The 10,916-nt window shown below is 67.6% G+C and carries 11 protein-coding genes; 4 read left to right on the forward strand and 7 right to left on the reverse strand.

What is annotated here, in order from left to right:
• Positions 1 to 37 precede the first annotated feature (37 nt).
• On the forward strand, positions 38 to 775 hold the full coding sequence (locus ABDV69_RS14015; RefSeq protein WP_343575342.1) for a dienelactone hydrolase family protein: 738 nt from the start codon (positions 38 to 40) through the stop codon (positions 773 to 775).
• Positions 776 to 787: 12 nt separating this feature from the next.
• Positions 788 to 1,816 carry a TIGR03617 family F420-dependent LLM class oxidoreductase gene (locus tag ABDV69_RS14020; RefSeq protein WP_343575344.1) on the forward strand — a complete coding sequence of 343 codons (1,029 nt, stop codon included), beginning with the start codon at positions 788 to 790 and terminating at the stop codon, positions 1,814 to 1,816.
• On the opposite strand, the gene ABDV69_RS14025 is transcribed toward ABDV69_RS14020, so the two are convergent.
• The 6 genes from ABDV69_RS14025 to ABDV69_RS14050 are packed head-to-tail and all read right to left on the reverse strand — an operon-like array spanning position 1,791 to position 9,871.
• Positions 1,791 to 2,780, reverse strand: a complete 990-nt coding sequence (locus tag ABDV69_RS14025; RefSeq protein ID WP_343575346.1) for an aldo/keto reductase — start codon at positions 2,778 to 2,780, stop codon at positions 1,791 to 1,793. The two genes, ABDV69_RS14020 and ABDV69_RS14025, sit on opposite strands and share 26 nt — an antisense overlap.
• Positions 2,781 to 2,792: 12 nt before the next feature.
• Positions 2,793 to 3,899 carry an acyl-CoA dehydrogenase family protein gene (locus ABDV69_RS14030; RefSeq protein ID WP_343575348.1) on the reverse strand — a complete coding sequence of 369 codons (1,107 nt, stop codon included), beginning with the start codon at positions 3,897 to 3,899 and terminating at the stop codon, positions 2,793 to 2,795.
• Positions 3,896 to 5,080 (reverse strand): acyl-CoA dehydrogenase family protein, encoded by a 1,185-nt coding sequence (locus tag ABDV69_RS14035; protein ID WP_343575349.1) that lies wholly within the window; start codon positions 5,078 to 5,080, stop codon positions 3,896 to 3,898. The genes ABDV69_RS14030 and ABDV69_RS14035 overlap by 4 nt, the downstream gene beginning before the upstream one ends.
• Positions 5,077 to 5,832, reverse strand: coding sequence for an SDR family oxidoreductase (locus ABDV69_RS14040; RefSeq protein WP_343575351.1), 756 nt, complete (start codon positions 5,830 to 5,832; stop codon positions 5,077 to 5,079). Before ABDV69_RS14040 ends, ABDV69_RS14035 begins: the two co-directional genes overlap by 4 nt.
• Positions 5,829 to 6,647, reverse strand: coding sequence for an SDR family NAD(P)-dependent oxidoreductase (locus tag ABDV69_RS14045; protein WP_343575353.1), 819 nt, complete (start codon positions 6,645 to 6,647; stop codon positions 5,829 to 5,831). The genes ABDV69_RS14040 and ABDV69_RS14045 overlap by 4 nt, the downstream gene beginning before the upstream one ends.
• Positions 6,644 to 9,871: a carboxyl transferase domain-containing protein gene (locus ABDV69_RS14050; protein WP_343575354.1), complete on the reverse strand. Its 3,228-nt coding sequence runs from the start codon at positions 9,869 to 9,871 to the stop codon at positions 6,644 to 6,646. The genes ABDV69_RS14045 and ABDV69_RS14050 overlap by 4 nt, the downstream gene beginning before the upstream one ends.
• A gap of 163 nt (positions 9,872 to 10,034) precedes the next feature.
• Between ABDV69_RS14050 and ABDV69_RS14055 the strand changes: the two genes are divergently transcribed.
• Together ABDV69_RS14055 and ABDV69_RS14060 are read left to right on the forward strand one after the other, a co-directional pair.
• A complete protein-coding gene (locus tag ABDV69_RS14055; protein WP_343575356.1) occupies positions 10,035 to 10,325 on the forward strand; it encodes a hypothetical protein in 291 nt (96 codons plus the stop codon).
• Positions 10,326 to 10,344: 19 nt separating this feature from the next.
• Positions 10,345 to 10,599: a twin-arginine translocation signal domain-containing protein gene (locus ABDV69_RS14060; protein ID WP_343575357.1), complete on the forward strand. Its 255-nt coding sequence runs from the start codon at positions 10,345 to 10,347 to the stop codon at positions 10,597 to 10,599.
• A 4-nt stretch (positions 10,600 to 10,603) separates the two neighbouring features.
• Here the strand turns inward: ABDV69_RS14060 and ABDV69_RS14065 are convergent.
• The coding region (locus tag ABDV69_RS14065) for a flavodoxin (protein WP_343575359.1) at positions 10,604 to 10,916 on the reverse strand (313 nt) is incomplete at its 5' end.

Raw genomic sequence — 10,916 nt, forward strand, 5'->3', positions numbered from 1 at the left:
TACTTTACGTCGAATGCCGGGGAGTAGAACGGAAGGCATGCCGCATATCACCGACACCGTCGCCACCGCCGATGGCTCCTGCCCCGTCCGCCTGTTCACGCCTGAAGGACAGGGTCCCTGGCCGGGCGTCGTGATGATTCCCGATGCCGGCGGAGTCCGGCAGACCTTCTTCGACATGGCCACCACGTTGGCCGACTCCGGCTACGCGGTACTGCTGCCCGACGTGTACTACCGCCAGGGCGACTGGGCTCCCTTCGACATGGCGACCGCGTTCACCGACGACAACGAGCGCAAGCGCCTGATGTCGTTCATCGGCAGTATCAGCCCGGAGAACTGGGCCTCGGACGCCACCACTTACTTCGACTACCTGGCCGGGCGACCCGAGGTCAGCGGTACGGCATTCGGCATCACCGGCTACTGCATGGGCGGACGCGCGGCATTGACCGTCGCCGGGCGAGTGCCGGACCGGGTCGCCGCCGCAGCGTTGTACCACGGTGGCGGTCTGGTCACCGACGGCGCCGACAGTCCACACCTTCGGGCGGACAGCATTCAGGCCGTGGTCTACGTCGGCGGCGCGGAGAACGACGCGTCGTTCACCGCTGACCACGCCGCGCAGCTCGACAAGGCTCTCACCGCGGCCGGCGTCGAGCACACGATCGAGACCTACCCCGCCGGACACGGGTTCGCCGTACCGGACAATCCGTCGTACGACGCGGCCGCCGCCGAGCGGCACTGGACGACGATGCGCGAGGTCTTCGGGGCGAACCTCGGGTAGACGGCCGCGCTCATGCACGTCGACGCGATGACGGTTCCGCAGCCGCTCGGCCAGATCGGTGACCTGGCCCGGCGCACCCAGTCTGCCGGCTTCTCCGGCCTGCTGTTCACCGAGACCGGACGCACGGCCTATCTCAACGCCGCGGTGGCCTCACAAGCCGCCCCCGGCCTGGAGTTGTCAACCGGTGTCGCGGTGGCGTTTCCGCGCAGCCCGTTCGTGACCGCGGCCGCAGCGTGGGAACTGCAGGAGGCGTCGGGAGGCAACTTCCGGTTGGGCCTGGGCACGCAGGTGCGCACTCATATCGTTCGCCGTTATGGCGTGGATTTCGAGCGACCGGGCCCACGGCTGCGCGACTACCTGCTGTCGGTGAAGGCCTGTTTCGCGGCGTTTCGATCCGGCACGTTGGATCACCACGGCGACTTCTACAATCTGGATTTCATTACCCCACAATGGAGTCCGGGCCCGATCGAGCAGCCCGACCCCAAAGTCGACATCGCCGCGGTGAATCCATGGATGCTGCGGATGGCCGGCGAGGTGGCCGACGGGGTGCACGTCCACCCGATCGGCGAGCCGGGTTACATTGCGCGCCATGTGATGCCGAAAGTCGCCGAGGGAGCTCAGAAAGCGGGCCGGTCACCGTCGGACGTCGCGATCATCGTGCCGGTGATGACGATTGTCGGCGACACCGACGAAGAGCGGGACACCCAGCGCGAATTTGTGCGCGCCAGCATGGCCTTTTACGGGAGCACACCCAATTACGCGTTCATCTGGGACGAGGCCGGGTTCGACGGCACGACCGCCCGGATCCGCGAGAGGCAGAAGGCCGGCGACTTCGCGGGAATGGCGGCCCAGGTCAGCGACAACCATGTCGCCGCCTTCGCCACCGAGTCGACGTGGGACACGTTGGCCGACAAGCTGATCGACACGTATGCCGGGACAGCCACCCGGCTGGTGCTCTACAACCCCGTCGGCGATCCGGAACGGTTCGAGCGGTATGGCGAGGTCGCCCGACAGGTCAGCGCTCGATCAGCCGCTGCATGAAGTCGGGATAGCGCGCACCCTGCACCTCGATACTCGCTGAGGCAGCGTCGATCTCGCGAAGATCGTCGTCGCTCAGTTCGATGCTGGCCGCTGCAAGGTTCTCGTCGAGGCGTTCGAGGCGCCGCGTGCCGGGAATCGGCGCGATCCAGGGCTGCTGGGCGAGCAACCAGGCCAGGGCGATCTGTCCGGGCGTCGCACCCTTACCGGCGGCGATCCTCTCCAGCGGATCGACCACGGCGCGGTTGGCCTCGCGGACGTCGGCAGCAAAGCGCGGAATGCTGTTGCGGATGTCGGCGCTGTCGAATTGTGTACTTCCGCTGATGCTTCCGGTGAGAAAACCTTTGCCCAGGGGGCTGTACGGCACGAAGCCGATGCCGAGCTCGGACAGCGTGGACAGCACGCCGGTCTCCGGGCTCTCCGGTTCGCGCCACCACAGCGAGTACTCGCTTTGCACCGCGGTCACCGGTTGTACGGCGTGCGCGCGACGGATGGTCTGCGCGGACGCCTCCGACATCCCGAAGTGTCTGACCTTGCCGCTCTGGATCAGTTCCTGCACCGTTCCGGCGACATCTTCGATGGGCACCTTGGGGTCGACGCGGTGTTGGTAGAGCAGGTCGATGCTTTGCACGCCCAGCCGGCGTAACGAGTTGTCGGCCACCTCTTTGATGTGTTCGGGCCGGCTGTCCAGCCCGTTGATGTTGCCGTCGGCGCCGAAGGCGAACCCGAATTTGGTCGCGATCACCACCTCGCCGCGCGATGGTGCGAGCGCCTCGCCAACCAGTTCTTCGTTGTCTCCGTATGCTTCTGCAGTATCGAAGAACGTGACACCACGCTCGACCGCTCCGCGCAGCACCGCAATCATGTCGGCTTTGGGTTTGGCCGGGCCGAAGCCGCGGCTCATTCCCATGCAGCCCAAACCAATTGCCGAGACTTCGAGACTGCCCCCCAGGACGCGCGTGTGCATCTGTTACTCCTGTTACGACGCCGGCAGATCCACCAGCGCAGCCAACCGGGCGCGGTGACGATACCCGGTGCCGAACGCCAGCTGATCGCTCTTGGCCCGCTTCAGATACAGGTGCGCCGGATACTCCCACGTCATGCCAAGCCCGCCGTGTAATTGAACGCATTCCTCGGCCGCGTGCACCGCGGCAGCACTGCAATAGGCCTGCGCGACAGCCGCCGCGATCGTCGCGTCCGTGTCATCGCGCGCGCAGGTGTCGGCCGCATATCGGGCCGCCGCCGCGACGGAATTGACCTCGATCCACAGATCGGCGAGCCGATGCTTGATCGCCTGGTACGAGCCGATCGCGCGGCCGAACTGCTTGCGTTGCTTGGTATAAGCCAGCGTGGTCTCGAAACACCACTGCGCGATGCCGAGTTGCTCGGAGGCGAGCAGCGCGGCGCCGGTCTGCAGTGCAGCCGCGATCGCGACATCAGCAGCCGCCGAACCGGCGCGTGCCGACACCGCACCCGAGAACTCGACATTCGCAAGCGGTCTCGTCATGTCCAGGCTCAGGATCGGCGACACCTCGACGCCGGCGGACTCGCGCACCACGGTGTGCAATTCCAGCCCGTCCGGTCCGGCGACCGGCACCACCAGCACGTCAGCGTCTCCCGCGCCGGCCACGCTGGTGACACGACCGGTGAGGCCGCCACCGTCGCCCCGCACGCCGGCCGGCAGGTCACCGGGCGCGGTGGACAGCGGCACCGCCAGCGCCGCGGTCAGCGAACCCGCGGCCAACTCCCCGACGGTGGCGGTATCTCCGGCCCGCAGCAGTGCGACGGTGGCCAGCACCGCGCTGGACAGATACGGCACGGGTGCGACGGCACGACCGATCTCCTCCATCACCACCGCGGCCTCGCGGGCGGTTGCACCCGCACCGCCGAGTTGCTCGGGCACCAGCAGGCCGGCCATGCCGAGGTCAACGGCCAGTGTGCGCCAGACACCGGAAAAGTCCTGCGGCGCAGCGTCGTACAAACCCGTGACGGCTTCCGGTGGGCACCGGTCGGCGAACAGTCTTCGCACGCTGTCCCGTAACGCTTCTTCGGTGTCGGAGTACAGCAGATCGCTCATCTGGCTCATTTCTCCAGGTCCTTAAAAGCCACGTCTTTGTCGACCCGGTGCTCCGGCGGCAGGCCGAGAATGCGTTCGGCGATGGTGTTGCGCAGGATCTCCGAGGTTCCGCCCTCGATAGAGTTGCCTTTGGCGCGCAGGTAGCGGTATCCGGGATCGCGGCCGATGAAGTCGACCGATTCGGGTTGGCGCATCGTCCAGTCGTCGTACTGCAGGCCCTCTTCCGGATGCAGTTCGATCTCGAACCCCGAAACCGCCTGGGCCAGACGGGCGAACGTCACCTTCATGCCGGCGCCCTCGGGCCCGGGTTGGCCGACCGCCAGCCGCTGGCGCAGCCGCAGACCGGTCAGCCGGGCGACCTCGGCCTCCACCCACAACCGCATCAGGTCGTCATGCATCGCGGCATTGCGCACGTTCGGTTGCGATCGCCAGGCGTCGGTGACCTTGCCGATGATCCCGTCTTCTCGTGCGCCGCCGGCCATCGAGCCGATCGCCACCCGCTCGTTGTTCAACGTGGTGGTGGCAACCTTCCAGCCGCCGCCTTCGGGGCCGAGGCGGTTCGCGTCGGGCACCCGGACGTCGGTGAGGAACACCTCGTTGAACTCGGCCTCGCCGGTGATCTGTCGCAGCGGCCGAACGTCGACACCGGGGTCGGTCATGTCGAGGACGAAATACGTCAGACCCTGGTGTTTGGGCACCGTCGGATCGGTCCGGGCGACCAGGATGGCCCGTTGCGCGTTCTGCGCGCTCGACGTCCACACCTTCTGCCCATTGACAATCCAGTCGTCTCCGTCGCGGACCGCGCGGGTGGCGACGCCGGCCAGATCGGAGCCCGCACCCGGTTCGCTGAACAGCTGGCAGTAGATGTGTTCGCCGGTGAACAACGGCCGCAGAATTTTTGGCCGCTGCTCCGCGGTGCCGAATGCGGCGATGGTCGGCGCGGCCATGCCCATCCCGATGCCGTTGCGCGCGCCGCCGCCACCGGGCGGCCCGCCCGCCGCGGTCAGCTCGTCTTCCACTTGCGCCTGGAAGCTGCGCGAGAGGTCCAGCCCGCCGGAGCCGACCGGGAAGTGCACCCACGCCAGCCCGGCATCGAATCGCGCACCGAGGAATTCGCGGGGATCGGTGTGTGTCGGGTCGTGCTCGTCAAGCAGCGCCCGCACCCGGGCGTGCAGATCCTGCGCGCTCACCGGAAGCCCGCCGGGTCGCCGAGCAGCCGACCCCCGTCCATCACCAGCGTCTCGCCGGTGATCCAGCTCGACTCGTCCGAGGTCAGGAACGCGACCGCGGCCGCCACGTCGGGCGGCTCACCGATACGTCCCAGCGCGGTACCTCCTGCCACCAGATCTTCGTGGTCTTTCCAGAGCGCTTCGGCGAGCTTGGTCCGAACCACACCCGGGGCGATCGCGTTCACCCGTACCGTGGGCGAAAGTTCCAGTGCCAGTTGCTTCGTCACATGAATCAGGGCGGCCTTCGTCGCGTTGTACATGCCCATGTTGGGCGCCTGGTGCATGCCGCCGATCGACGCCGTGTTGACGATCGCCCCGCCGTGTTCTCGCATCCAGGCCTTGGCGGCCAGCGAGGTCCACAGCAGCGGCGCCCACAGGTTGACGTCGAAAGTCTTGGCGAACCGCGCGTGATCTTGGTCGATCAGCGGGCCGTAGGCCGGGTTGGTCCCGGCATTGTTGACCAAGATGTCGATGCTGCCGAAGCGGTCGAGGGTCAGATCGACGCAGTGCCGGGCAGCGTCCTCGTCGGTCGCGTGTGCGGCCACCCCGATGGCGTTGCTACCGACCTGCTCGGCCGCGGCGTCGGCGCTGTCCTGCTTGCGGGAGGTGAGCACGATATTGGCCCCGCCCTGTGCCAGGCGCTGCGCGACGGCAAGCCCGATCCCCCGCGAACCCCCGGTGATGATCGCGGTGCGGCCGTCGAAGTCAGTCATAGCGCCTCCATCAGGCTGTGTTGGTAGCGACGCATGCCGCGAAGCCAGCGGTCATAATCGACGCCTTTGTGCCGGTACATCTCTAGCACGGCGGGATGCGGAAGGATCAGGAAGTGCTCGTCTTCGACAGCAGCCAAGACGATTTCGGCGACCTCAGCCGGTTCTATCACGTCGCCCGCGGAGGTGACGGCGCGGGTGGCGAGCCGGGCCAGCGGATTGTCGTCTTCCGTCGGCGAATGCAGCAGCTTGGTGTTGACGCCCATCGGGCACAGACAGCTGACCCGCACCCCTTGGTCGCCGAAGGTGATGTTCAGCCATTCGGCGAACCCGACCGCGGCGTGCTTGGTCACCGAATAGGTTGCCGACCCGAGCTGGGTGAGCAGCCCGGCCGCCGAGGCGGTGCTGACGAAGTACCCTTCGCCACGTTCGACCCAGCCGGGAACCAACAGTTGGGCCGCGCGGATGTGCGCCCGCAGGTTCACGTCGAGGGACCGGTCCCACTCCGCCTCGGTGATGTCCAGACCCGATCCGCCGGTAATCCCGGCGTTGGCGAAATACAAATCGACAGGCCCGAATTCGTTGGTCGCCAACGCGATCAACTGCCGGATGTGGGCGGTGTCGGAGACGTCCCCGCCGGAGGCGACGGCCACGCCGGGGTGATCGGCGTTGATCCGGTCGGCCACCACCTGCGCGGCGTCGCTGTCTAGGTCGGCAACCACGACCCGGGCGCCCTGGTGCGCCAGCTTCGCGGCCAGCGCCGCGCCGATACCGTTACCGCCGCCGGTGACGATGGCGACCTTGTCGGCAACTTTCACGAGCGCCTCTCTTCCTGGTTGAGTGAACCTTCTTCGCTGTGCAGCAGTCTGATGATCCATCCGCGGGTGTCCGCCGGGTCGATCACGTCGTCGAGTTCGAACGTAGTGGCCGAGGTGAGCGCCTTGCCGTGCTGATAGGCGGCCTCGACCAGCGTGTCGAACAGGTTCTGACGTTCGGTCGGGTCGGCGACGGCGGCCAGTTCCTTGCTGAAGCCCAGCCGAACCGCGCCCTCGAGACCCATGCCACCGATCTCGCCGGTCGGCCAGGCAACGGTGAAATCCGGAGCGCGGAATGAGCCGCCGGCCATCGCCATGGCCCCCAGCCCGTAGCCTTTGCGCAGGATGACCATCCCGAACGGCACGGTCAGTCGCGCGCCGACGATGAACAGCCGGCTGAAGCGCCGAACCGCGGCGTCGACTTCGGCATCCGGGCCCACCATGAAGCCGGGTGTGTCGCACAGCGAAATGATCGGCAGCCCAGCCGATTCGCAGAGCGTCAGGAAATCGGCCATTTTGTCGGCCGCCTCGGCGTCAATAGCGCCACCGAGGTGATGACTGCTGTTGGCCAGCAATCCGAAGGGGATACCCTCGACGCGGACGAGCGCGGTGACCGCGCCGACCCCGTAGTCGGCCCGCAACTCCAAGACGGACCCGATGTCGGCCACCGACTCGATCGCGTGGTGTACGTCGTAGGCCCGTAACCGGTTCTCCGGCACCACATGTCGCGCCCGTCGCGGATCGGGTGCCGCCCAGTCGTCCCGCTTGCCGTGGAAATAGGACAGGTACTGCTTGGCCAGCGACACGGCGTGGGCCTCGTCGCGGGCGGCCAACCCGACCACGCCGTTGCGCCGCTGCACCTCGATCGGCCCGATGTCCTCCGGCCGGTACTGTCCCAGCCCGCCGCCTTCGATCATCGCCGGCCCGCCCATCCCGATGTTCGCATCGGGAGTCGCGATGATGACGTCGCAGGTGCCGGCCAGCGCCGCGTTACCGGCGAAGCACCGGCCGGCCACGATCGAGACCAGCGGCACCCGGCCGCTGAGTGCGCCGAGTGCCCGGAACGTCGGCACGTCGAGGCCGGCGATGTTCGCGACGTCGGTGTCGCCGGGCCGGCCGCCGCCCCCTTCGGCGAACAGCACGACCGGCAGCTGTTGGCGGGCCGCCAATTCGAAGACCCGATCGGTTTTGGCGTGATTACGCATGCCCTGCGTACCCGCCAGCACGGTGTAATCGTAGGACAGCACGGCAGCGCGGACGCCGCCGATCGTCGCCACCCCGGCGATCAAGCCGTCGGCCGGGGTGTTGGCGATCAGGTCTTCCTCCGAGCGCCGGCTGCGCTGCGCGGCCACCGCCAGCGCGCCGTATTCGACGAAGCTTCCCGGATCGATCAGGTCGTCGATGTTCTCCCGCGCGCTACGCCGGTTCTGGTTGTGCCGCTTGGTGATTACCGCCGGTCGGCCCTCGTCCAGGGTGAGTAGGTGACGGCGTCGGACCTCGTCGAGGTCGGCCCGATTCCGATCCAGGTCGAGCGAGCGGTCAGCGTCGTCGGTCCCCGCACTTTCGCCGGTGCGGGTGAACACCATCAACGGGTCACCGGTCCCGATCACCTGACCGGGTGTCACCAAGGTCCGCACCGCGCGCACGGCATCCGGCGCGGTCAGCACATGCTGCATCTTCATGGCCTCCAGGACGGCCAACTGCGCGCCGCCGGCGTATTCCTGCCCCTCCGAGGCGATCTCGATGACGGTGCCGGCCAGCTGTGCCCGCAGCACTTCCTCGCCTGGGTAGAGTTCCGGCGTCGCCGGCCGCATCTCGTGGCGCCGAGTCTGCGCCGCGCCGGCGAAAGCCGGCAGGTTGTCGTCGACAAAGCTCGTCGTGACCGGACCCGGGTCAGTGTGGCTGTGCGACAGAATCTCCCGCAGGAATGCGATGTTCGTCCGAATGCCCTCGACAGCGAATTCGTCCAGCGCCGTCTGTGCCTTTCGCACCGCGGCGGACAACGACGATCCGCGCACCAGGGTGATCACCTTGGCCAACAACGAGTCATAGCGTGGGCTCGGCGTGAGTCCGGCACGGCCGAAGGTGTCGACACGCACCCCGGGGCCGCTCGGCGGCGAGAACACCGCGAGGGTTCCCGCCGTCGGCAGGACCGACCCGTCGGCATCCATCGTCTCCATGTTGACCCGGGTCTGGATCGCGATCCCTTGCACCGCGGCAAGCGCGCCAACCACCTCGTCGCCGTCGGCCACGATGCCGGCCGGCAACCTCAGTTGATGGAACGACGAACCCTGCGCGATGCGCAGCTGCACGGCAACCAGGTCGACACCGGTGACCTCTTCGGTCACGGTGTGTTCCACCTGAATCCGAGGGTTGACTTCCAGGAAGACGAATTGCTCTCCGGTGACCAGAAATTCGACCGTGGCGATTCCGCGGTAGCCGGCGTGCGCACACAGCCGTGCCGCTGCCCGGTGCAGATCACGCCTGAGCGCTGGCGAAATACCTTGCGCCGGTGCGATTTCGATCAGCTTCTGGTGACGCCGCTGAATGCTGCAGTCACGGTCGCCGAGCGCGAGCGCACGCGACGGCGTCGCGACGATCTGCACCTCGATGTGCCGGGCGTCGGCCAGGTGCGCCTCGGCGAACAGCGCTGGGTCGCCGAACCCGAGTTCGGCTTCGGCGGCGCACTGCCGGTAAGCGTCGTCAATCTGCTCGGCGCTGCGGACGACTCGCATACCGCGGCCGCCACCGCCAGACAGCGCCTTGATCACGATCGGCCCGTCGTGGGCTTCAGCGAATGCGCGGATGCCGTCGACGCTGGTGGGCCCGTCGGTGGCGGGCAGCACCGGCACCCCGACCGCAGTCGCGGCGTGCCGGGCCGACGACTTGTTGCCGAACAGATCGAGCGTTGCCGCGTCCGGTCCGACGAACGTCAACCCCGCGCTCGCGCACCCGCGGGCGAACTCGGGCTGTTCGCTGAGAAAGCCGTAGCCCGGATGGATCAGTTCGGCACCCGAATTTTTGGCCGCCGCCAGGATCGCCGCGTGGTCCAGATAGGCCGCCGGGCCGGCCCCGGGCAGCGCGATCGCTTCGTCGGCCGCCTGCACGTGCGGGCTGGTTGCATCGTCCTCGGCGTAGACGGCGACCGTGCCGAGACCCAACTCCGTTGCGGTGCGGATGATTCGGAGCGCGATCTCACCGCGGTTGGCGATCAGCAGGCGCGTCACGTGTGGTCCTTCTTGAGGTCGACCAGTGCGGGACTCGGCGTCCATCCCCATCTCATCATGCCGTCGCCGCGATTAGCCGGGTATCGGCCCCCACCTCAGCGCCGGGCGAGTAGCTTGGGTGCCGCGTCGGCTATTGAACAATTCACCTCTGTTGAAGGACACGATGACAAAGCGTTACCTGATCGCAGCCCTGGCAGCCGTGTCGGCAACCGCCGGACTGACCGCCACCGCGGCGCCGGCCACCGCCGGATGCATCGACCCTGCGGGGCAGCCGCTGGCACAGCTGTGTGACAGCCCCGTCGACACCGACGGCATGTGGGAACGCTGTCTGACCATCTACCCGGGCGGGCCGCTGAACCCCGCCGAGGTCGACTGCGACACGATGAGCGCGGGCGATCCTCCGAAGGAGGCGAACCCGATCATGCTGACGCCAACCACACATATCGACCCGTAGACGTCTATCGGTCCCTGACGTGTCGATCAATCGTCGCAAGATTCTCGGCGGGGCGGGCTTGGCCGGCGCTGCCGCGGCGACGGGTGTTGGTGTCGAGCGTTTGGTGTCGGGGTCTCGCACCGACAAGGACGTGGCGTCGGGCGACGATGCGGCGCGCTTCGGCGATCCTCGGATACCGCCCGACGCGTTGGCCGCGGTCTTCGGGGTTCCCGCCGCCACGTTCGCGTCCTTCAAGAAAATAGACAACGCCGTGACCATCCTGCGCGCGCGCTGATCAGTCACTCCATCAGCGTCGCCGCGAGCGTTGCGCCCAGCTCATAAGCCCGCTGGCGGGCGGTCGCGTCGACCTCGCCGGTAATCTCCAATGCCTCAGCGGCTTTGGACAGCGCCAGTCCGGTGACGACCTTATCCACCGACGACACCGCGCCGACGGTGTCGTTGTTGCCGTGCACCCACACCCCGTACGGCCGGCCTGCCACGTGATCCAGGCTCGGGTAGTACACCGTGTCGAAGAAATGCTTGAGCGCCCCGGACATGTATCCGAGGTTGGCCGGGGTGCCGAACAGGTAACCGTCCGCGTCGAGCAGGTCG

Origin of the sequence: Mycobacterium sp., assembly GCF_039583785.1 — a bacterium.
In the GTDB taxonomy this organism is placed as follows: domain Bacteria; phylum Actinomycetota; class Actinomycetes; order Mycobacteriales; family Mycobacteriaceae; genus Mycobacterium.

Excerpts from the sequence above, each read along its gene's own strand:
- ABDV69_RS14015 (WP_343575342.1), top strand. The coding sequence starts at position 38 with ATGCCGCATATCACCGACACCGTCGCCACCGCCGATGGCTCCTGCCCC.
- ABDV69_RS14020 (WP_343575344.1), top strand. The coding sequence starts at position 788 with ATGCACGTCGACGCGATGACGGTTCCGCAGCCGCTCGGCCAGATCGGT.
- ABDV69_RS14025 (WP_343575346.1), bottom strand. The coding sequence starts at position 2,780 with ATGCACACGCGCGTCCTGGGGGGCAGTCTCGAAGTCTCGGCAATTGGT.
- ABDV69_RS14030 (WP_343575348.1), bottom strand. The coding sequence starts at position 3,899 with ATGAGCCAGATGAGCGATCTGCTGTACTCCGACACCGAAGAAGCGTTA.
- ABDV69_RS14040 (WP_343575351.1), bottom strand. The coding sequence starts at position 5,832 with ATGACTGACTTCGACGGCCGCACCGCGATCATCACCGGGGGTTCGCGG.
- ABDV69_RS14055 (WP_343575356.1), top strand. The coding sequence starts at position 10,035 with ATGACAAAGCGTTACCTGATCGCAGCCCTGGCAGCCGTGTCGGCAACC.